This window comes from Pseudoalteromonas sp. XI10 (assembly GCF_001469895.1).
GTDB lineage: Bacteria > Pseudomonadota > Gammaproteobacteria > Enterobacterales > Alteromonadaceae > Pseudoalteromonas.
This window is the reverse complement of record NZ_LOPY01000021.1, coordinates 13896-36101: the sequence shown is the minus strand read 5'-3', so window position 1 is coordinate 36101 and position 22206 is coordinate 13896. Positions and strand designations below refer to the sequence as shown.

Annotated in this window: 22 protein-coding genes and 1 pseudogene; 4 read left to right on the top strand and 19 right to left on the bottom strand. The window is 42.6% G+C overall.

Annotated elements, in window-relative coordinates; all coding sequences use genetic code 11:
• Nucleotides 1-395 precede the first annotated feature (395 nt).
• Nucleotides 396-695, top strand: a complete 300-nt coding sequence (locus AUR67_RS05300) for a helix-turn-helix transcriptional regulator (RefSeq protein ID WP_058584433.1) — start codon at nucleotides 396-398, stop codon at nucleotides 693-695.
• A gap of 736 nt (nucleotides 696-1431) precedes the next feature.
• Here AUR67_RS05300 and AUR67_RS05295 read toward each other — a convergent pair.
• The 4 genes from AUR67_RS05295 to AUR67_RS05280 all read right to left on the bottom strand — a co-directional run bounded on the left by AUR67_RS05295 (nucleotide 1432) and on the right by AUR67_RS05280 (nucleotide 5204).
• Entirely contained in the window at nucleotides 1432-2250 is an 819-nt protein-coding gene (locus AUR67_RS05295) for a nuclear transport factor 2 family protein (RefSeq protein ID WP_058584432.1), read from the bottom strand.
• Between the two features lie 71 nt (nucleotides 2251-2321).
• Nucleotides 2322-3062, bottom strand: a complete 741-nt coding sequence (locus tag AUR67_RS05290) for a ferredoxin--NADP reductase (protein ID WP_058584431.1) — start codon at nucleotides 3060-3062, stop codon at nucleotides 2322-2324.
• A gap of 211 nt (nucleotides 3063-3273) precedes the next feature.
• Nucleotides 3274-3975 carry a purine-nucleoside phosphorylase gene (gene deoD, locus AUR67_RS05285; RefSeq protein ID WP_036972525.1) on the bottom strand — a complete coding sequence of 234 codons (702 nt, stop codon included), beginning with the start codon at nucleotides 3973-3975 and terminating at the stop codon, nucleotides 3274-3276.
• Nucleotides 3975-5204 carry a phosphopentomutase gene (locus AUR67_RS05280; protein ID WP_058584430.1) on the bottom strand — a complete coding sequence of 410 codons (1230 nt, stop codon included), beginning with the start codon at nucleotides 5202-5204 and terminating at the stop codon, nucleotides 3975-3977. The genes deoD and AUR67_RS05280 overlap by 1 nt, the downstream gene beginning before the upstream one ends.
• Nucleotides 5205-5395: 191 nt before the next feature.
• On the opposite strand from AUR67_RS05280, the gene udk reads away from it, so the two are divergent.
• The 3 genes from udk (at nucleotide 5396) to AUR67_RS05265 (ending at nucleotide 8156) form a co-directional block, all read left to right on the top strand.
• Nucleotides 5396-6025 carry a uridine kinase gene (udk, locus tag AUR67_RS05275; RefSeq protein ID WP_054553619.1) on the top strand — a complete coding sequence of 210 codons (630 nt, stop codon included), beginning with the start codon at nucleotides 5396-5398 and terminating at the stop codon, nucleotides 6023-6025.
• Nucleotides 6026-6043: 18 nt separating this feature from the next.
• Nucleotides 6044-7267 carry a NupC/NupG family nucleoside CNT transporter gene (locus tag AUR67_RS05270; RefSeq protein ID WP_054563193.1) on the top strand — a complete coding sequence of 408 codons (1224 nt, stop codon included), beginning with the start codon at nucleotides 6044-6046 and terminating at the stop codon, nucleotides 7265-7267.
• Nucleotides 7268-7424: 157 nt separating this feature from the next.
• Nucleotides 7425-8156, top strand: a complete 732-nt coding sequence (locus tag AUR67_RS05265; RefSeq protein WP_058584429.1) for a substrate-binding periplasmic protein — start codon at nucleotides 7425-7427, stop codon at nucleotides 8154-8156.
• Here AUR67_RS05265 and AUR67_RS05260 read toward each other — a convergent pair.
• The 15 genes and pseudogenes from AUR67_RS05260 to AUR67_RS05195 form a co-directional block, all read right to left on the bottom strand.
• Nucleotides 8153-8848, bottom strand: a complete 696-nt coding sequence (locus tag AUR67_RS05260; protein ID WP_082665582.1) for a substrate-binding periplasmic protein — start codon at nucleotides 8846-8848, stop codon at nucleotides 8153-8155. The genes AUR67_RS05265 and AUR67_RS05260 overlap by 4 nt on opposite strands.
• Before the next feature lie 172 nt (nucleotides 8849-9020).
• The gene (locus AUR67_RS05255; RefSeq protein ID WP_004587186.1) at nucleotides 9021-9230 is read right to left on the bottom strand and encodes a cold-shock protein; all 210 of its coding nucleotides are present in this window, start codon (nucleotides 9228-9230) and stop codon (nucleotides 9021-9023) included.
• 201 nt (nucleotides 9231-9431) lie between these two features.
• Nucleotides 9432-10136, bottom strand: coding sequence for a hypothetical protein (locus AUR67_RS05250; protein WP_058584427.1), 705 nt, complete (start codon nucleotides 10134-10136; stop codon nucleotides 9432-9434).
• On the bottom strand, nucleotides 10124-10849 hold the full coding sequence (locus AUR67_RS05245) for an iron transporter (RefSeq protein ID WP_235591791.1): 726 nt from the start codon (nucleotides 10847-10849) through the stop codon (nucleotides 10124-10126). The genes AUR67_RS05250 and AUR67_RS05245 overlap by 13 nt, the downstream gene beginning before the upstream one ends.
• Nucleotides 10850-10856: 7 nt before the next feature.
• Complete coding sequence (locus AUR67_RS05240; RefSeq protein ID WP_082665581.1) at nucleotides 10857-11177, bottom strand: cupredoxin domain-containing protein; 321 nt, start codon at nucleotides 11175-11177, stop codon at nucleotides 10857-10859.
• 19 nt (nucleotides 11178-11196) lie between these two features.
• Nucleotides 11197-12507: an ATP-binding protein gene (locus AUR67_RS05235; RefSeq protein WP_058584424.1), complete on the bottom strand. Its 1311-nt coding sequence runs from the start codon at nucleotides 12505-12507 to the stop codon at nucleotides 11197-11199.
• Nucleotides 12507-13166 carry a response regulator transcription factor gene (locus AUR67_RS05230; RefSeq protein ID WP_058584423.1) on the bottom strand — a complete coding sequence of 220 codons (660 nt, stop codon included), beginning with the start codon at nucleotides 13164-13166 and terminating at the stop codon, nucleotides 12507-12509. The genes AUR67_RS05235 and AUR67_RS05230 overlap by 1 nt, the downstream gene beginning before the upstream one ends.
• Nucleotides 13167-13169: 3 nt before the next feature.
• Nucleotides 13170-13817, bottom strand: coding sequence for a hypothetical protein (locus AUR67_RS05225; protein WP_058584422.1), 648 nt, complete (start codon nucleotides 13815-13817; stop codon nucleotides 13170-13172).
• A 20-nt stretch (nucleotides 13818-13837) separates the two neighbouring features.
• Nucleotides 13838-14614 carry an SDR family oxidoreductase gene (locus AUR67_RS05220; protein ID WP_058584421.1) on the bottom strand — a complete coding sequence of 259 codons (777 nt, stop codon included), beginning with the start codon at nucleotides 14612-14614 and terminating at the stop codon, nucleotides 13838-13840.
• On the bottom strand, nucleotides 14611-15300 hold the full coding sequence (locus tag AUR67_RS21255) for a TenA family transcriptional regulator (protein WP_201024577.1): 690 nt from the start codon (nucleotides 15298-15300) through the stop codon (nucleotides 14611-14613). The genes AUR67_RS05220 and AUR67_RS21255 overlap by 4 nt, the downstream gene beginning before the upstream one ends.
• A 12-nt stretch (nucleotides 15301-15312) precedes the next feature.
• A pseudogene (locus tag AUR67_RS05215) lies at nucleotides 15313-16770 on the bottom strand (AMP-binding protein); the annotation flags it as partial.
• Nucleotides 16767-17408 (bottom strand): thermostable hemolysin, encoded by a 642-nt coding sequence (locus tag AUR67_RS05210; protein WP_058584420.1) that lies wholly within the window; start codon nucleotides 17406-17408, stop codon nucleotides 16767-16769. The pseudogene AUR67_RS05215 and the gene AUR67_RS05210, both read right to left, overlap by 4 nt.
• A gap of 186 nt (nucleotides 17409-17594) precedes the next feature.
• Complete coding sequence (locus AUR67_RS05205; protein WP_058584419.1) at nucleotides 17595-19754, bottom strand: S46 family peptidase; 2160 nt, start codon at nucleotides 19752-19754, stop codon at nucleotides 17595-17597.
• Nucleotides 19755-19899: 145 nt separating this feature from the next.
• Nucleotides 19900-20784 (bottom strand): GTP cyclohydrolase FolE2, encoded by an 885-nt coding sequence (folE2, locus tag AUR67_RS05200; RefSeq protein WP_058584418.1) that lies wholly within the window; start codon nucleotides 20782-20784, stop codon nucleotides 19900-19902.
• 11 nt (nucleotides 20785-20795) lie between these two features.
• Nucleotides 20796-22127, bottom strand: a complete 1332-nt coding sequence (locus AUR67_RS05195) for a dihydroorotase (protein WP_058584417.1) — start codon at nucleotides 22125-22127, stop codon at nucleotides 20796-20798.
• Nucleotides 22128-22206 lie beyond the last annotated feature (79 nt).

Here is a 22206-nt window from a genome sequence, read left to right as displayed (position 1 = left end):
ATTAGATTTCAGCAGATCTGTGGGGTTATTTAGGTCGAGTGTTCTTCTCAGCATTCGACCTATTCACTTTCCAGGTAGGTTGGGTCGAGCGGAGCGACACCCAACATATAGAAGTCTTCAACGATCAGACGCGCGAAACAAGTTTCACGCCTACATTTAGCAGCGGGTTTATCCCGCGTCATAGGCTCTAGGTCCTAGGCGCTGGAAAACGATGTAAAATCGCTGCTATCTCGTATCTCGCATCTCGTTACTCGCATCTCGTTACTCGTACCTTTACTCTCGCTAACTTTACTCTCGCTAACTTGACCCCCGCTAACTTTACCTCCTCTATTGCAAAAACATTAAATACCGCTAAACTAATCATTAAATATCTAATGATTATAAAAGTAATCAATATGCGTTCTGAACAGGCTACTAAAATGGCACAAAAGCTGGGAGATTTGATTCGCCAGCACCGAACTCTTCATTATACGCAAAGTACATTTGCGAAAATGATTGGGGTATCACGTTCGACTGTACAAAAGTTGGAGCAAGGTGATGTTGTGAAAAGTGACATTCTTTTTGAAGCGCTGGTTGTACTTAACTTACAGGGATCGCTTCTTGATGAAATAAATGAATTAGCGGCCGAAGTAGGTGGATACAATGCTCGCCAACGCAAACGAAATTCACCACAGGAAATCAATGATGACTTCTGAGTGCTATGTATTTATAGATGGTTTAGAAGATAAACCCGTTATCTGTGGTTACTTTAAACTAGATAATCAATCCAAATATTTAGACGTCAGAGATTAGATGTTAGTCAATCGGCATAACCATCAACGATCAGACGCGCGAAACAAGTTTCACGCCTACATGTAGCAGCGGGTTTATCCCGCGTCATAGGCGTTAGGATTTAGGTTCTGGGCGCTAGGCTCTAGGACGCTATGTAAATTCGCTGGTTTCTAGTCGTTAGAGGTCAGATATTAGATATCAGCCGATCTGTGGGATTATTTAGGTCGAGTGTTCTTCTCAGCATTCGACCTATTCACTTTCCAGGTAGGTTGGGTCGAGCGGAGCGATACCCAACATATAGAAGCCTTCAACGATCAGACGCGCGAAACAAGTTTCACGCCTACATGTAGCAGCGGGTTTATCCCGCGTCATAGGCGCTAGGATTTAGGTTCTAGGACGCGATGTAAAATCGCTGCTACCTCGTTACTCGCACCTTTCCCCTTGTACTCGCTAACTTAAGGCAATTCCCGGCTAAAGCCAGTCCTACGGGGGAAACATTAGGTGCTAGGTTCTAGGCGCTAGGATTTAGGTTCTAGGACGCGATGTAAAATCGCTGCTACCTCGAATCTCGCATCTCGCTAACTTTACTCTTGCTAACTTGAAACTCGCTAACTTGTAACTTGACCCCATAAAAAAAGAGCAGCTGGGCTGCTCTTTTTTCTAACGGAAGAATAACACTTTGGTTATTTTGCCATTTTCTATTTTGTAGCTGGTAACGAACTCAGAGCGCTTGTCGACGACTTTTGGGTCTTGTGTACAGGTTTCAGAGAGTTCGTGATCAATCACGATGTTGCCAAGCACAATGCGTTTAATTGGCGATGATTTAATACACTTTAGCTTTTTAAACATGATGCCGTATCGTGCAATAAGCTTTTCTTTACCGGTGAACATCAACTCATTCGGGAATGTATAAAACTCAACGTTTTCATCATACATCTTAATAAAAGCATCAATGTTACGAGCATTATAAGCTGCAATCAGCTGTTCAATCACTGCCATTGATTCACGTGACTGACGTGCTTTTTCTTGCTGCTTCGCTGTTAGTGCTTCTTTAGCTTGGTTAACGGCTTTTTCTGCTTCTGCAACGGCTTGCTGTTTTTCGGCAACTGTTTTTGGTTGCTCTGCAGGTGCAGGGGTTTGTGTACCGAGTACTTTGCTATCATCAACTTCTGCGACCGCTTTTAAGGCTGCGGCTGTCGCTTTTTGTTCGTCGCTGCTTGTGGTTGTTTCACTCGTTGCCTTCGCAGCTTCTTCAGCTTTTTCTTCTACTTGAGCGGCTTCTACAGTCGCTTTTTCAGTTTCAGACGCTGATTTTTGCTCTGTAGCTGGCTTTTCTTCAATAAACTCTAAGCTAGGTACGTCCTTCTTTTCGGCTTTTTGTTCATTGCTCGTTTGAGGTTGGGTTTGTTCGGTGGTTTCGTCACTTGCAATTGACTGCCAAGAGAGTAATAAACTGATTGCAAAAAATAACGGTTTCATACTTTTCCTAAATGCATCATTCCTGATTTGAGGCGCTAAGGTAGCAAATTCTAGCTGTTTGGCATAGTTTTTTACCAATATTGCTCTACTGTGATCTGCCCTGGTTCACGGCGTCTGTTGCGGCTAAAACCAAACTCTAACAAAATAGCTGTGGTGTCTTTTACCATTTGTGGGTTACCGCAAATCATAAATTGTGCGGTATCAGGTACAGTTGGGCGCCCTATTACATCAAATAAACGATGGTCTTTAATTACATCTGTGATCCGGCCATTAAAACCGATAGTGGCTGACTCTCGGCTGACTACAGGCGAATAGTAAAGATTTGGGTACTGCTGCTTAAGCGCATTAATGCGTTCTTGATAACTTAAGTCCTCGTTAAAGCGAACTCCATGCACTAAATGAACATGCTCAAACTTTTGCCACACTTCGCCCTGCTCTAATATTGAAATAAAAGGTCCAAGCGCAGTACCTGTACTCAGCATATAAAGCTGCTCACTGCTTGGTACTTCATCAAGGGTAAAAAAGCCTGTCGCGCGGCGCTCTATAGTCACTGAGTCACCCGGCTTTAATTGTGCGAGTTGCTGAGAAAGTTGACCGTCTTTCACATTAATAAGATAAAACTCGAGATCGGGATTGTTCGGCGCATTCACATAAGAATATGCACGAGCTACACGTTTATCACCCACTTGCATCGCAAGCTTTGTAAACTGCCCCGCCGTGAATGGCTCAACATCGGCGTTAACGATTAAGCTAAATAATGAGTCGGTCCACCATTTAACGTCTTTTACCTTAGCTTCAACCCAATTAGACATACACATCCTCAATTGTTGTTCCTCTATTAAAAGTGGCAACAATTAGTTGAATTTTCAAGTTTTAAGGGGCGGTTGCGAGATGCGGGCAGGATTTTACGTGAGGTAAACAGGCAGCTATAAAAAAAGCCGCATAAATGCGGCTTTGAGGTTAGTCTCACTTCACTTTGGGCGTGTTTCCAAATTTCAGTGAATACGTTACCAAGGAACTTATTTAAATTGATTCTAAAGCAATTTTAACCATTTCGTTAAAAGTGCTTTGACGCTCTTCACTTGGTGTCGCTTCACCAGTGATTACGTGGTCACTTACAGTAAATAGTGCCATCGCTTTTGCGCCGTATTCAGCGGCTACGCCGTACATGCCAGCTGTTTCCATATCAACAGCAAGTACGCCTAGCTTGTCTAATTCTTGATAGAAGGTGTTATCTGCTTGGTAGAATGTATCTGTTGTAAATACATTACCTACTTTCGCTTCAATGCCTAATTCTTTTGCTGCGTTTACGCCGTTAAGTAATAAACCAAAATCAGCAATTGCAGCAAAGTCGTAACCACGTACGCGTGCACGGTTTACGTTTGAATCTGTGCTTGCACCTTGTGCAAAGATAACGTCACGGATTTTGATATCGCTACCAATACCGCCACAGGTACCAATACGAATTAGATTTTTAACGCCGTAACTAACGATCAATTCACGGGCATAAATTGACATTGATGGAATACCCATCCCAGAGCCCATAATACTCACTGGTTTACCTTTGTAGGTACCGGTAAAACCATACATATTACGAACGCCTGTTACTTGTTTTGCGTCATCTAAAAAGTTTTCAGCAATGTACTGAGCGCGAAGCGGATCACCCGGCATTAATACCGTTTCTGCAAATTCGCCTACATTGGCGCTGATATGAGGAGTACTCATTATTGGTTTCCTTTTTTGTTCGCTAATAGCTTGTCGTTAAAGCTATCACCGTATTCAAGTGCAGGAAGATTAAACCACTGGGCAAGGGTTTGACCTATGTCTGCAAAACTAGCTCGTTCTCCAAGCGGGGTGTTTGTCATTCCCGGTTGGTATGCAAGTACTGGCACGTATTCACGTGTATGGTCAGTGCCTGCTGCTGTTGGATCACATCCGTGATCGGCCGTGATAATTAATACATCATCACTATTTAGCTGATTTAAAATAGTCGGTAGGTAATCATCAAACTCTTTTAATGCTTTAGCGTAGCCAACTGCATTACGGCGATGACCGTACTTTTCATCAAAATCAACTAAGTTTGTAAAAATCAAACTATGGTCAGGTGCGCTTGCAATGACTTCTGAGGTTTTCTCAAGTAAGTTCATTAGCCCTGGTGCTTTGTGTTTTTGGGTGATGCCTTGGTGCGCATAGATATCGGCAATTTTACCAATACTGATCACTTCACCGCCGTCTTGCGATAATTTATCAAGCAAGGTTGGCGACGGTGGCAGCACCGAATAGTCACGACGATTGCCTGTACGGGCAAAATCGTCACGGCTCGAACCCAAAAATGGCCGCGCAATCACTCTTCCTATGTTCATTTCATCAAGCAGCGCCCGTGCGATTTCGCAAACCTGATAAAGTTTCTCCAGTCCAAATGATTCTTCGTGCGCGGCTATTTGAAACACGCTATCAACTGAGGTGTAGCAAATCGGCATACCGGTTTGCATATGTTCTTCACCTAGCTGTTCTAAAATGGTTGTTCCTGAAGCATAACAGTTACCTAAAATGCCAGGAATACCTGCGCGAGCAATTAGCTCGTCAACAAATTCCTGTGGAAAACACGGCTGTGTATTAGGGAAGTAACCCCAATCAAATAACACAGGTACACCGGCCATTTCCCAGTGCCCTGAAGGTGTGTCTTTACCACTTGATAACTCTTTAGCGTAACCCCATGCGCCAATAGGTGCTTGGCGGCCACTAACTAAACAAGGCTCTTTGCCTGCGGCTTCGCATGCATCAGCTAAACCTAAACGGGTAAGATTAGGTAGCGATAAGTGCTCACCTGTTTCTTCTGCATAGGCTTTAAGTAAATGAGCAAAGGTATTTGCGCCTACATCACCAAACTTCTCTGCGTCAGGTGCTGCGCCAATTCCTAGGCTATCTGCCATTAAGATGAGTGCTCTTGCCATGGGTACCTCGTTATCAATATGTGAATACTTTATATGCTCTTCGAATTTTTGGTACAGGACATAAGTCCTGTTTCATAAAACAGAAACATTATAAATTTGCATCTCTAAGCGAAGCAAAAGAGATTAATCGTGTCTTTTTTGCTATTGTGATCTACCTAACAATGTTTCCTTCTGTGTGGGCGAGAACTTTAGTGACACGAACAATTATAGCTATTGCTGGCGCATCTGCGTCGGGCAAGTCTCTTTTTAGCAAGACAATTTATAACGAATTAGTCAATGAGCTTGAACCGGGCGCGATCGCAGTGATCGAAGAAGATGCTTATTATAAAGACCAGTCGCATTTGCCGTTTGACCATCGAACGCAAACCAATTACGACCATCCTGATGCTTTCGAGCATGAGCTTTTGCATGAGCACTTACTTCAATTGCGCGCTGGAAAATCAGTAGACGTACCAACTTATGACTATGCAATGCATACCCGTAGCGATGAAACGCGTCGAGTTGCACCTGCAAAAGTACTTATCGTTGAAGGTATTTTGCTATTGAGTGATCCGGCACTTCGAAAAGAATTTGATATTAAGGTGTTCATTGATACACCGTTAGATATCTGCCTTATGCGCCGTATGCAACGAGATATGGAGCAGCGTGGCAGAACATTACAGTCCGTTGTTGATCAATATCAAGCGACAGTGCGACCTATGTTTTATCAGTTTATTGAGCCATCAAAGCACAAAGCTGATCTCGTAGTCACACGCGGCGGTATGAATCGCGTTGCCATTGATATAATTAAAAGTAAAATAAAATATTTACTGCAACAATAACAACGGGAAACAGTCAGTATGACAACATTTATGAGCTTAGTAGGCATTGTTGTGCTACTAGGCATTGCTTTTGCGGCTTCTACGAACCGTAAAGCAATTAATTTAAGAACTGTAGGCATCGCCTTTTTACTTCAAGTGTTAATTGGTGGCTTTGTCTTGTTCTTCGAAGTGGGCAAAAACGTACTGGCAAGTATGTCACGAGGCGTATCATCAGTTATTGGTTATGCCAATGACGGGATTAGCTTCTTATTTGGCTCACTGGCATCGCAAGATACCTTAGGGTTTATTTTTGCGATACAAGTATTGCCCGTTATCGTGTTCTTCTCAGCACTTGTTGCTGTGTTGTATCACATCGGGGTGATGGATTGGATAATCAAGATTCTAGGCGGTGGCTTACAAAAGCTATTGAAAACCTCGCGCCCTGAATCGCTTTCTGCAACCGCCAATATATTCGTTGGCCAAACAGAAGCACCATTGATTGTTAAACCATTTATCGCCAGCATGACAAAGTCAGAGCTATTTGCGGTAATGGTAGGTGGCCTTGCTACCGTAGCAGGTTCTGTTATGGCAGGTTACGTAACAATTGGTGTAGAGCTTAAATACTTAATTGCAGCCAGCTTTATGGCGGCACCAGGTGGTTTCTTAATGGCAAAAATGATTGTGCCAGAGACCGAAACACCGAAAGAAGATTTAGCTGATTTAGACGTACAAGAAGAAAAACCGGTTAACGTAATTGATGCAGCAGCATCAGGTGCCGCAAACGGTATGCAACTAGCACTGAACGTAGGTGCGATGTTACTTGCTTTCGTAGCACTTATTGCACTTCTAAATGGGTTATTAGGCGGTATTGGTGGTTGGTTTGATCATCCAACATTAACGCTACAAGAAATTTTAGGTTACGTATTCGCTCCAGTTGCATGGTTATTAGGTGTACCGTGGAACGAAGCTGTAATCGCAGGCAGTTTTATAGGTCAGAAGGTTGTAGTTAACGAATTCGTTGCTTACCTCGACTTTATTAATTATCGCGATACGTTAAGTGCGCACACACAAGCGATTGTCACATTCGCGTTATGTGGGTTTGCTAACTTATCATCGATAGCAATTTTACTAGGTGGATTAGGCGGTATGGCGCCTAGTCGGCGAAAGGATATCGCACGCTTAGGGCTCAGAGCAGTGTTAGCAGGATCTATGGCTAACCTTATGAGTGCAGCAATTGCAGGTTTTTTCCTCTCGCTAGCTTAGAAACTTAATGAGATGAGCCGTAGTTGCAAAACAATAGGATAGGACTTTAAGGGGTTAAAGGTCTATCTGACTTGAACGATACTTCACCAAGGGCCGCAAGGCCCTTTTATCGTTTTATGTGCTAAGATTTAATTACTAAGTCCTTTTAAGTACATAAATGAACTATTTACGACTTTATTTGCTAATTCTTTTCTTTAGTTGGCCAGCACTGAGTAAACCGACCCTAACCGTTGTGACTGAACTGTCGCCACCTAATCAAACTCTAATCAATAACCAAGTTGCCGGTGAGAGCACCGAGCTTGTGAAAGCAATTTTTGCTAAAGCTAATTTGAACGCGAATATAGAGCTTTACCCTTGGGCCCGTGCTTACAATATGGCACTGAAGAAACCGAATATCTTTATTTATAGTATGGCGAAAACTGCTGAACGTGAAAAACACTTTCATTGGATTGGTGAAGTGGCAACCTACCAAATGGGCTTTGTTAAATTGAGCTCTCGCAGCGATATAAACATCACTTCAAATGAGCAAGCCAAGCAATATAAGATAGCAGTACAACGTCATGACCTAGCAGCGCAGCGCCTAACAGAACGTGGTTATACTGTGGTATATACCTCTGATATTAATAAGTCGTATCAGCTGTTGATGTCGGGCAAGGTTGATTTAATCATTGATGATAAGAACTATATTGCGGCCATGGCTGAGCAATTAGCACTGGATGAAGCTCGTTTCAGCTTTGCTCATGCAATCGACTTTTTAACCATGAAAGGTTATCTCGCAGCAAATATTAATACCGACCAACGTTATATCGATGCCTTAAAAGCAGCGTTTAATGAGGTGATAATGACACCAAGATACAATGCGGTAATGATGTTCGCGCAGCGACCTTAATTCGCCTTATATTGCTCAATATAAGTCTCTAACAGGCCCTGCTTACTCAGCTTGTCATAACTTGCTTGCAATCGAGCAACTAACTCATCAGGTAGCGCCTTATTAAGTGCTAGAAAATTACCTGCGGTGCCATTAAGAGGCAATTCAACTAACTTAACCACTTCTCTACCTTGGTGACCATACTGCATTAATTGGTATTTAAACGACAACTCAGAACCAATGATCAGCTCAACTTTATTTTTGAAAAATAAGTTAATACACTCGTAATAGCGACTCACTTTAAGAAGGTTTTTATCACCTTCAAAGCCAATGCTTTCTACAAACTTTTCGTAAATACTATCTCTTACTACGCACAGGCTATGATCTTTCACTTGCGATAAGTCGATGGGATTAATGCGGTCATTTGATTGCAAGCGATAAAAAAAGTTACGAGAAGAAGCCATTGGACCAACCCACTTGAATAAATCTTCGCGGTCGGGAATACGTGCCGTAGAGACCAAACCTGATAGTTGCTTTTGCTGAGCTAAATGATATGCCCTAGACCAGGGTAAGAGCTCGAATTGGCATTCAATGTTTGCATCAACGCACATTGCTTTAACAAACTTTAGATTAATGCCTTCTAAATGCCCTTTATTTGAGAAGTTATAAGGCGGAAATTGCTCGGTGTAGATGGTGACACTATCTTTTGCCAATACTACAGGTGCAAAGCTTAGGCATGCTAACAACAAATATTTTAAGATAATTAATACACTCTAATGACATAGCTGCATTAAATATAGAAATATTCACTAGCTCAGTCAATTTTTAGGCATAAAAAAAGCAAGCCGTAGCTTGCTTCTTCTTAACTTTTACTAGAAGTAAAAATTATAACGGAGTGATGTTATCCGCTTGAGGACCTTTTTGACCTTGTGAAAGAGTGAACTCTACACGTTGGCCTTCAGCTAAAGTTTTGAAACCTTCGCTTTTGATAGCGCTGAAGTGAGCGAAAACGTCTGGACCATTTTCTTGCTCGATGAAACCAAAACCTTTAGATTCGTTAAACCACTTAACTGTACCTGATACGATGTTAGACATAGTATTATTCCTGATATAAAAAAATTAAACATGCCCTAGTGGGCGGGTGTAGCAAAAAATGAGATGGTACTTAAAAACTTCAGGACGGTACTACAAGTATTACTTATACAACAACGAAATAAAGATTTATTAATTACACGCTTTCTTTCTAGCTGGTGCCCACTATATAGAGTTAGTTAGATAAGTCAAACACTATCGACATTAAAATTCAAACTCTAAAGCCAAGCGAAAGCTATGATCTTTGCCTGATTGGCTAAGCTCACTAATAAAACCTGCTTCCCATTTTAGCTGACGCTTGGGGCTAAATCTGTGTAAGCCAGTAAAGCCTGGACCCACTCCAATAAAGTCCTCACCGGCGTATATTTCAATTGATGGTTGAAAGGCCGAACGATAGCGGTAACGGTACTGCAAGCGAAACTCACTTTCCCACTCGTTTTCAATATCAGCCCCCCATTCATACACTAAAAAAGCGTTCATGGTCAGGCTTGTACGACCAAATTCTTTTTCCCATAAAAAGCCGCTTGTTGCTTCGTATGCATCGAGTGTGTGTTGTTTTTCAAGCTCAAATAACGCTCCCCAATCGGCCCACAAACGGCCTTGTTCGACCAACTGCCAACGTAACTCCACTTCATAAGAAGATAAACCAAAGTCACCGTTATCATCGCGCTCGCCAACTAAGTAACCCTCTAGGCTCATGGTGTCGTTAATTGCACCACCAAAGCCTGCACGCTGTGCAAGCACATTGCCACTATCTGTTTGTCTAGACACCAAACGCCACTCAACTTCGCGCTCAAAAGGCAATACATAAGGGTGGTACACTTTATCAACCACCATGCCATCAGCATGAGCGACTTGGCTGATACTTGCTAACAGCAAATAAGTTAAGCTAACTATTAAGAACCGCATACTGGCTCCTTGGTCTTTTTAATTTTTAAAATCTGGGCTAAAGCGATAAACCCCAACGTAGCAATGATATACACCCAAAGTGCGGTTTTGCTTGGCGTAGCTTCGTAGCCAACTAAGGCTTTTAATACGCGCCCAAGCTCTGAGTTTTCAACTAAAAACCCGCGCCAATCTAAATAATTTGAGGTCACATCGAGTAAATCGATCTGACTTGCTAAATCAATAAATATCAATAGCTTTGCCGTTGCATTTAATGCAAGTAACACAATCAATGGCTGCACGCCCACGCGCTTGGTAATACTCTCAAGCAAAAAGAACAGTAACACGCCAAAGCTAATACAAATGCCAACACCTAAAAATGTACCCAGTAGCAATGGCTCTGCGGTATCCCTGCTATGCCAAAAACTCACTAAATAGATCATGTAATGACTTAAATACAACGTCATGGTCGCAATCAAAGCCACAGCAGCTGCCATGCTTCGTTGCTGACAGCTAATTAACGCAGCGATAAAAATGACAATACACAGCAACATTTGCATGAACTCTAAACCCCGATGGTCGAATAACTGGCTCAGCCAAGCAGCGCCTTGCACAAACACTAAGCTCAGTAGCGTACCAATCACTGCATATACGCCCAGTTGGCGCTGACTTAAAGGCACAATCAAGCTCAAAAGCACAGCTAAAATCACCACAGGCAAAAGCTGATTAATGCTCATTAACAAACTAGTTATCAGCATCTTTTTCCTCCGTAGCCACGACTGTCCCTCGCGCTGTATTAGGCGAAAATTCACCAAAAAAGTCATAACGCCCAGGGCTGAGCGGCCCAATATAAATGACGCTCGTGCGACCTGGGTAGAGCACTTTTTCGCGATTCAAGTCAAAGCTATCGAACTCTTCTGGGGTGTCATCTTGGTTTTCGATCAAAAGCCGCAGCTTTTTATTGGCAGGTACTTTTATTTCTGCAGGATAAAACAAATGGTCTTTTAAGATCAGCTTGTACTCTTTGGCATAGACTAGCCAAGACGGCATACATAATAGCAACATAGAAAGCGCCAAAATCCATTTATTCACTGACATCTCCTTGCATGAAGGAAACACTCACCCGCAAGCCACCAAGATGACTATCTGCTAAAGCAATATCGGCGCTATAAATCGACACTATATGCTCAACAATGGCCATACCAAGCCCGGCTCCTTGCTCACCTGATGGATGTTTATCGCCACCCACACGGTAAAAACGGTTAAAAATGCGCTGCTTTTGGGCTTCGTCAATACCAGGGCCTGAGTCATCTATTTGCCAGATAAAACGATCATTTTCGGCTTTCAAGGTAATACAAATTTCTCCCGACGCTGGAGTATATTTTATGGCGTTACTAAGTAAGTTGCCAAATAAGGTGAGTAAGGTGAATTCGTCACCGGCAATGATAAAATCATCACCTTCAATGCTGATAGTGTGTTCTTTTTCGTCAATACGATCATAAAGCTGTGAGGCTACCTGCTGGCTAATTTCTAGCACCGATACCGCGCTAAATTGCGCCTGCCATTGTTCTGGATAAGTACGACCCAAAATCAACATCTGTTCAACAATATTACTTAGCTTATCTACGCCTTGTTCCATCGCATCTAGCTCAACACTCTCAACACCTTGGGCCTGTAGGTTATGTACATTGATTTTTAAACTACTGAGCGGCGTGCGCAGTTCATGGGCTGCATCGGAGGCAAAAAAGCGCTCTCGTAAATAAGCACTTTCAACTCGTTTAAATAGGTCATTTAAGCGGCTAATTACAGGTTTAATTTCTTGTTCTGGAGTTTGCCAAGGAATAGCCGTAAAGTCATTTGCTTGACGATGTTTTAGTTGATTAGATAACCGAGTTAGTGGCGCAAGCCCTTGTTTTACAAACACACTAATAAGGAGTGCAAGGATAGGCACGCTCCAAAGCAGCGGCGTCATGGCCGATAGAATCACGGTTTCGGTGAGTGCCACACGTTTACTCAAAGGCTCTGCAATAAGCACCCGCTTATTGCCTTCGCTTAAGCGATACACTTTTACTCGTTGCCCAGCCAAGTTCTCAACACTAAACCCAGTTTGCCACTGACTTTGATTGCTAGGGTTATGCTGCAATGACTTTGAGCTTGAGGCCAAGCTGTCATCAACCCAGACCTGAAATAATAGCTGCGGTAAATCACTACTATAAGCTGGGGTACCTTTACTGAGAGGCTGCTCAATCAACACATGAGCAAGCGTTACCAACTCGTTATCGAGCAGTGCTTCAGCCTGATTCATGCTTTCACGATAACCTTTAGTAAAAGCCAAAAAACAGGTTAAGATCACCATAGACAAAATGAGTAAAGTCAGCCTTTTACGAATTGACACTAGCGTTTACCCACCACATAACCGATGCCGCGTAAGGTTTTAATAAACTCTTTTGGGAATTTTTTACGCAAGTGATGAATGTGTACTTCGATGGTATTAGACCCCACCTCTTCGCCCCATTCATACAGTTTACTTTCTAACTGTTGTTTTGATTGCACGCGGCCTTGGTTTTCTAACAAGGCTTTAAGGAGCATAAACTCTTTGCGCGGCAAGTTTACTGGCTCACCTTGAAAGCTCACGGTAAAAGCGGCGGTGTCCATTTCAACATCACCAACTTTTAAAGTGCTGGTTTGTGCTTGGGTCAAACGCCTACTGGCAACCCGTAGACGGGCAAATAATTCTGCGGGATCAAAGGGCTTTGCTAGATAATCATCAGCGCCTAAATCTAGCCCCATGACTTTATCATCAATACTGCCTCTGGCTGTTAAAATCACCACGGGTATATTTTTACGATGCTTTTTGATGTGCTTTAGAATATCGATGCCGTCACCGTCTGGTAGCCCTAAATCAAGGACTACCAGCTCAATTTCGTCACTTTGCAGCCACTGCATTGCTGATTGAACAGTAGAACTATGTTCAACACTATATCCTTGTTGACGTAAAGAACGACATAGGCCTTCTGCCACTAAGTGGTCGTCTTCAACGAGCAATAAATGCATAGTTTATCTCTTTATTTTTTTCTCTACCTTAGCCAATAATTTAGTAATTTCTTGCTGGCGGTAAAGATCTGCTTTTGGTCTTTCAGGACGCGCTGGCGCTTGCTGTGCAACCAATAAAAACTCTTTAGCTGATTTATATTTGCGCTCGTCATACAAGAATGACGCATATAAATAGTTGCTATCGATACCACGCGGGTTTAGCTCAAGCGCTTGCTTAAATAGCTTTTTCGCTTCATCGTCATCACCAAAGCCAATTGGCCAACCCGGTACTTTACCGTATAAGGTTGCAAGGCTCGTATATGCTGAGCCTTCAAGTGCTTTTGGATCTAGACTTAGCGCTTTTTCAAATTGCGCTTTAGCATCTTTTGCAAGGCCTAGCGCGCCTAAGCCTCCTTTCGCCCCCGCATAGCTCGATAGCACAATACCGTACCAAATATGGCTTGCCGCTTGCTGGTCGTTCGCTTTTGTAAACTCTGCGGTTTCGCTCGCTAATTTTTCGAATGCATCTAACTGCGCATCGTCAACTAATTCGTAATTAACCACTGCCCACTGCTTTTGCACCGAACTTAAATCGCTATTAAAGTCGGCTTTTGCAGGTGCAGCGATGATAGCACCTAACATCATTAGGGCTTTTAAATTTAGTTTAGTCATAATCATTCACCTTGATCAATTTAGTTGGCAAAAAAACTTTTAATTTTAGGAAGTTGTTTTGCTATTGCGTTATCAACGAGTGATGGAAATGCGCCGTTAATACGGGCAAATAATGTTTCTGGAAAACCAATAAAACGACGACGTTTTTTTGATTTAATTAAATCTATTAATGCATCAGCCACTTTTTCTGGCGGATCCATGGTGTTACCCAGCTCTTTGTTCATCGCGCGCACTTGTGGCGAGTTAATTGCGGTGTCAGTCGCACGAGGCGCTAAATACAATACTTTCACATCGCTGTGACTGAGCTCTCTGGCAAGAGCTTCGGTCATTCCTCTTAAGCCAAACTTGCTAGCGCAATACAAGGTTTGATACGGATAGCCAATGCTGCCAAACGATGAACCTATGTTTACAATCGTGCCTTTATTACGGGTGATTTGTGGTAAAAATAACTGACACAATTTAATGGGCACATGCAGGTTAATATTTAACAGGTGATCAATTTGCTGCTCGCTGATTTCAGTAAAACCCTGCATCACATTAACACCCGCGTTATTAACAAGTAGCCTTGCACCACCAATTTGCTGGGCAAACTTAGCAAGATCATCACGAGATTCGCTGTTACTTAGGTCGGCCTGAAAATACTCAGCATCATTGCCACATTCCAATTGCAGTGCAGCAAGTTGCTTAATATTTCTACCAACGAGTAATAAACGCCAACCTTCTTTTGCGAGACGAAGGGCAATAGCACGGCCAATGCCCCCTGTTGCACCGGTTAGCACACACACTGGGCTACTCATGCGCTTTGCTCCAAGTCAGCTTCGCTAAAGAAAGGCTCGATATCGAGGTCACGAAAAATATTGCCGTATAGTTTGTAAAAACATTTAGCGGCATGAATGATGGCTTGTTGGTCGTCTTCGTTGTCTATTTTGTTCATCAGTGATTCGAAGAACTTAACGTGTTCAATATCCAGTGCACCGTGAGAAGTAAGGTATGAAAATGCCTTTTTCGGTAGGCCTACAGCTTCACGAATTTGCCCTGCTGCATTATCGGCTAAAGCAATCGAGGTACCCTCAAGCACATGAACCATGCCAAAGAATGCCAGTGGGTTACCGCGATTAATTGCATCATAGGCATACGACACCATTAATTCGGTCGAAAACTGTGGACGAGAATGACGCACCAACTCTTTATCAAAACCACAGGCTGCAATATCGTTTAGCACCCATTCTTGATGGCCTAGTTCTTCTTCGATGTATTCTGCAACAGCTTCGCGCAACCACTCTTGTTTATCACTTAGCTTTGCCCCGACAGCCATCAGTAATGGCACTGTGTGTTTAACATGGTGATAAGCTTGCGTTAAGAACGATGCATATTCACTCAGGCTTACTTCACCTTTAAAAACGCGGCCAATAATCGGCGCTGCTAAAAGGTAGTCACGCTCTGTTTGTGTTTCGGCTTGTAATGTATTGAAAAATTGACTCATGCTCGTCGCCTCTTGATAAAGTGCAGAAATCTCTGCAGCAAAAAATTGATTGATAACATCGCGTTTTGGGCGATTATTGCTAGTTAATAAGCCTTGCGTGTGGCTCATAGGCTCTGCCATTCGATGCCATTTTCTGATCTGTGCGTATTCAGGGAGTTGTGCGTTTTGTGCCCTAATATGGGCAGCAAGTTCAGTGTCACTCATCGCTTGGTTTGCATAGATAAGTGCGGCTAAAAATGCCTGGCCTTCGCCAATCACTACTGCTTGTTGTACCTGGCTGTGGCTAAGCAATAACGACTCTGGCCATTCGGCACTGATATTGCGACCAAAGCTGGTGATAAGTTGGTTTTTCAAACGGCCTTGTATAACCAAGCGACCTGCTTGCTCAGTAACGAGATCGCCAGTTGCATACCAATCGTCAGCATTTTGTGCAGCTTGACCTAAGTACCCCAAAAACAATGAACCCTTGATATAAAGCTGACCATTTTCAATTTTGTATTGAATGTGCTTAAGTACTCGCCCTGCGGTGTCGATGTCATCATCATCGCGAGTGTTTAAGCTCACTACCGATGACGATTCAGACAAACCATAGCCTTGATAAACCGGTAAACCGAGCTCACGGGCTTGCTTAATAAGCGCTTGGCTTACAACAGCACCACCTACTGCAATAAACTTTAAGCTTTTAGGTGCTTGCCAACCTTGCTTTGCGAAAGCCACTAAGCAAGTCAGTAGTTCTGGCACTAAAATAAGGGTATTTGGCTCAGTGCGCTCAATTGCGGCTATTAATTTGTGTGGCTCAAGTAACTGTGCACCAGAAAAACCAAGTTCAGCTAAAGGCACTAAATTAACCGTGCCACCAGCTAACAGCGGCGCATAAACACCGGCTAAATTCTCAAGCAAAACCGGTAGCGGCAGTAAACACAAATGGTTTGGTTTTTCTAAACCAATACTTTGATAAAGTGATGTTGCTACTTGCAATTGACTCTCAAGCGATAAACACACGCCTTTTGGTGTGCCCGTTGAGCCCGACGTAAAGGTAATCTTTTGCGTGTTAGCAAAATAAGAAATTGGCTTTGTATTGCTCAACTGATAAACGTACAAAGGGTAATGCTTAGAAACATCGACTAACGCCACTAACCTTGCATGCTCACCTTCGTAAGCGCGGTCACATACAAATAGTCCTGCTCCGCTATTTTGCAAACCAAACGCAACTTGCTGAGCCGTAAAAAACGTTGGTAGCGGAATTGCCACTCTTTTAAGTTCGCTAAGCGCAGCTTCTAATACACACCAAGCAGGTGTGTTATCTAATTGATAAGCCACACCTTGGGCATCAAATTCAGCCAAAGTAGGCAGTAAACGAGTTACTTGTTCAGTAAATTCTTGTTTAGTTAGTGAGCGCACACCATCACTTTTGTGGCAAACCATTAAGGTATCGCTATCTTTATGTGGTAATTGTGTCAACCAACTCATAACACCTCCAAAAATACAGCTAGCTCACGCGATGACTGCAAACACTGCTGTTTGATATTGAATAAAACTGGGGTGTTTAGTACACGTTGATGTGCTTCGTTTAGGTCAACCACACAAATGGTTGGTTGATTGTCGTAATAGCTACCCCAGCTTGCTGGATCTTGTAATGCTTGTGCATTGGCAACACCGATTTCTTTGCAATTCACACCCAGCATTTTTAATAGCGCTCTCACTTTACGGGTTGCACAAAACACTAAATATTTTGCTCCTACTTGATAGAGCGCTTCGTTCATTAAAACAAAATGTGCCAAGGTGGCTTTTCGATGCGTTGAGCATAAATTACCGAGCTCAAAAATGTGCTCACGCTTGGCACCAACAAAGTGCTCAATAGACGCAGGGAGGTATTGTTCAATAAACAAAGGTTGTGATGCAGAACGAAGACCTAACGTACATACTTCATCATCAATATTAAGCTCACAAAGAAGCGGCATGAACTGCGAAATTTTCGCGTCATAGGCTGCAGCAAAACCTTGCTTAATATTACGCTCAAGGCGGTCACGGAGTTGAGCTCCTTCACGCGTGCAAACAAAGGCAGGCTCTTGAACTTGAGTTTGATGTGATTGTTGAACTGAAAGCATAATTGTTCGCTCCACTTAGGCTATGTGTAAAATTTATCGAGCGAAACTTAAATAAAACTTAAGAAAAATTAATTTTTATAAATATTTTTCAACCTTATGAAATTAAATGATTTTATTTTCATTAAAAACAAAAATGCCAGTCTGTTAGACTGGCATTTTAAAGCTTAAATTAACCTTAAACTTAGATTACTTAACGATAGTCATCTCTTTAAGTAGGTTTTGAGCATTATCAACTTTATCCATTACCCACAGCATATATCGTGAATCAACGTGAATTGAGCGATTTAAATTTTCATCGTAATCCCAATCACCAATAATGCTTTCGTAAACACCATCAAATAACAAACCAACTAGCTCAGCATTACCGTTTAACGTTGGTGAGCCAGAGTTACCACCTGTGGTATCTACATTTGATAAAAAGTTAACCGGAACCGTATTCATACCGCCGGTGTAATCGCCATAAAGCTTTTGCTTAATTAACTCGTTTTGTTTCTCTGGTGAGTTAAATGGTTCAACGCCGGTGTTTTTAGCAAGTAGTCCTTCTAAAGATGTAAAGGGGGTTGCCACTAAGCCATCTTGCGGTGAATAACCGCCTACCGTACCGTAAGTTACACGCAGGGTGCTGTTAGCATCAGCATAAACAGGCTTATTAAGTGCCTTGTTATAAGCGATGATTGCTTCCATTAATTCAGGGCGAGCAGCTTGCTGTTTACCAGCCAGTTCTTTTTTAGCATCTTCAATATCTTTTGTGACTTCAAAGATTGCATGCGCATACTGAATGAATGGATCGCTACTTTGCTTTAACTGAGCAAGGTCAAGATCTGCCATCCATAAACGTTTGCTTTCATCTGCAAGAACCGATTTAGCATACATGTCATCAAGCAAGGCTTGCTGTTTTTGTTTATCAAAACCGTTTGTAAGACCCAGTGCTTTATCAACCTCTGCAACTCGCTCGTCTTTAGGTAATGCAGCATATTGCTCAATAAAGTACAGTAAAATAGCTTTATCTACGGCTTCATCATAACGACGGCTCATGCTTTTTAAACGAGATTCGATACGTGGCATATCACGTTCTTGATAACCGCTTTCGCGCTCAGCATCTGGCTTTTGTTTTTCGTAAGCTAAACGGTATAAACGTCGAGCAGTTGAGATCATTTGTGAGCGGTGTACGTAACCTAACATGCGGTCGCGCTGGTTATGCTCTTGCGACTGAGCAACTAGCGCAGATAAATCAGCAAGTACATGTCCGTATTTAGCTTTGCGCTTACTATCTTCGTTGATCCACGCAGTGAGATCTTTTTCGAATTGTTGCTTACGGCTATTCATTGACCCTTTATTGAAACTCTCAATCATTGAGCCATAGTTTTTAATGTAGTTGTTGTAGCCCGCAATCGTGCTTTCATAAGCGATACGTGCCTCTGAGCCTTCAGGCGCATTTTCTTCAATTAACGAGACATATTTCGAGTTATATTTACGCGCTAATGGGTAAGCTGTGTTAAACACGTAATCAACTTCAGGCGAAATACGGTAACGGTTTGTGCTGCCCGGATAACCGGTAACCATCACAAAATCGCCTTCTTGAACGCCTTTAGCGCTTACTTTTAAAAACGCATCACTTTGGTACGGCACGTTATCTTCTGAATATTCAGCTGGTTTGCCATCTTTGCCTACATACGCGCGATAGAACGAGAAATCACCTGTGTGGCGCGGCCACATCCAGTTATCGATATCACCGCCGTATTTACCTACGCCCATAGCAGGTGCATACGCTAAACGTACATCTTTAATTTCTAGCGATTTAATAAGGTAATACTCAAGACCACCGTGGAAAGTATACACATTACAGCGGTAGCTCTTGTCTTGCTCACACTCACTAACAAGTGCTTTTTCATTTGCTTGAATAGCATCAAAACGTGCTTTACCGGTTAGCTTTTCAGTCCCTTTATTTACTTTATCTGTAACGTCAGTTACTTGCTCTGTTATAAAAACACGAGAACCCGGCGCAGCAGGGACTTCTTCGCCGGTAGTTTTAGCTAAAAAGCCATTTTCTAAAATATTGTTTTCGGTGGTCGAGTTATATTGAATCGAACCATAGGCACAGTGATGATTTGTGACAACTAAGCCTTTTGGTGAAACAAACGAAGCAGTACAACCACCAAGGCTAATTACCGCATTCATTGGAAACTCTGTTAATTTTGAAATTGACTCTACATCAATGCTCAAGCCTTTAGCTTTTAACACTGATTCAAGCTCTGGTAACTGGTGAGGCTGCCACATGCCTTCGTCGGCAACAGCAACATTTGCTACAGCGAACCCCACTGCAGCAGCAATAAATTTAAAACGCATAGTCGTCCTTTATATTATTATGTTTATCATTTTTAGCGCTCGTATCATTATCATTGTGAAAATGAATAGCAATATTTTGCGACCGCTAATGTCAAAATTTGTAAACCATTTGAGGTTCATAAGCCTAACACTTAGACTCATGAGCTTAATATTTAGATTCATGAACCACGGCATTGTGGCCATGTAAGCTTTCTTGGTGTTCAACCTTAAACTGGTAATCAGCAATACTCGGCATGGTTTCGAAGCACTGCTTCAACCGCCTTGCTGCATCTTCGCAAAACAGTAAGTTTTTAGCGTTAAGGGCGGCAAATGCTTGCTCATCTTCACGTTTAACAGCGGTTTGGACTGGAGTGCCAATAGCTTGCTCACATACTGTGATAAAGCCGCCAATATCTGGCAACTTCTCACTACTAAAAGTGACATCAATATAAGCGTAAGAGCGCTGGCTATGAGGGGTTGCAATAGAGCCCTGTTCACTTGCAAGCCAACTGAGTAAAGAGGCTTTATCTATATTCGCATCGCTAAATTGCTTATCGACCGCTTCGCTCAAAAGCTGCCTCGACAATGCCGCTGAACACGGGCACGTGCTACTGTAGGCAATATCGACTTTTAAGTTAATGGCAAGCGTTTGCTGCTTTGTAATAGTTAAAACGACAGGGTAAGCATTGTAACCTGCATTGTCGCTAAGTAGCGCTGGTTTTAGCTCGGGCAAATCAAAATGCAGCACCAGTTTTACGCCTTTACTTAAGCCTTTTTGTGATGCTAAAACGGCTTCCATAAACTCGTTAACACGCTGAGTCGTTAAACTTTGTTTAGCCAATAGCTGATTAAGTAGTAAATAAAGACGCGACATATGAATGCCTTTAGCATTGCTATCAAGGCTAACGAACACATCAGCTTTGGCATTTAGGTGCACATCAACATGAGTTTGTGCAAGCTTCAAAGGCAATGCTATTTTTTCCATACCAACCCATTTTAAAGGCGACTGAAAATCTACATTAGAGTGCGAGGTAATATCGGGTAATTGCATATCAACTTCTTTTAACGATTGAATGTTAAGGCCATAGCGGCCTGTTTGTGCGGGAATACGTGCTGCCCATCAAAGACACACTCACCATTAACAAAGGTATGTGTGATTTGGTTTGAAAACGTGGTGCCATTAAATGGTGTCCATTGGCATAAATAATGTGTATTTGTATGCTCAACGTGCTTTTCTGCGTTTGGGTCAACCAGAACTAAATCTGCAAAGTAGCCTTCTCTGATAAACCCTCGCTCTTCGATAGCAAATCGCTTTGCCACGTTATGCGCTGTTTTTTCAACAACTTGCTCAAGGCTTAACGCACCATGTTTTACCTGCTCAAGTAACGAGAGTAATGCATGTTCGACTAAAGGGAGGCCAGCTGGTGCAGCGCTGTATTGTTGCTGCTTTTCTTGCCAAGTATGAGGGGCATGATCGGTGGCAATAATATCAATGCGACCATCACGCACTGCTGCGAGTAGCGCTTGGCGATCTTGCTCTGATTTTATGGCGGGGTTACATTTAATTAGATTGCCATAGTTTGCGTAATCGTCTTGGTTAAACCACAAATGATGCACGCAAGCTTCGGCGGTTATGTGCTTTTGCTCTATGGGTGCGTTGCTAAATAGTTCTAGCTCTTTTGCTGTTGTAAGGTGTAAAACATGCAGCTGCGAGCCATAGCGTTTTGCCAGCGATACGGCATACGATGAAGATGCATAACACGCCAACTCATCACGAATTAACGGGTGATGCTCTATTTGTAACTCGCCATAACGTTTTTCTAAACGGCGCTGATTTTGTTGAATAACCTCCCCTTGCTCGCAATGGGTGGCAATGAGTACCGGGCTTTCCCGAAAAATGGCTTCAAGGGCATGAGGATGTTCAACCAGTAAATCGCCTGTTGATGCTCCCATAAACACTTTAACGCCGCATACATTTTTGGCATCTAGGGCTTTAATTTCATCAAGGTTGTCTGGGGTCGCGCCAAAGTAAAACGCATAATTCGCAGCGCTCGTTTGCGCTGCTATCGCGTATTTATCAGCAAGTGCTTTTGCCGTGGTAGTCGATGGTGAAACATTAGGCATTTCCATGAAGCTTGTAATGCCACCGGCCACTGCCGCGGCAGATTCACTGGCGATCGTACCTTTGTGGGTAAGGCCTGGCTCTCTAAAATGAACTTGATCGTCGATCATGCCTGGTAATAGCAACAGACCGCTTGCATCAATTACCTCATCATTGGCCTTGGCACTGATATCTTTGGCAATTTCAGTGATTCGATTACCAACAATTCGTACATCGTTTATTTCGCGCTGTCCTTCATTAACAACGCAGGCATGTTTAATTATGATAGCCATATGACTCCTTGCTTATTCAGCAACATTTGCAACTTATCGTAAAAAAATGCACTCCATGGCAAGATTGATTGCAGATTAA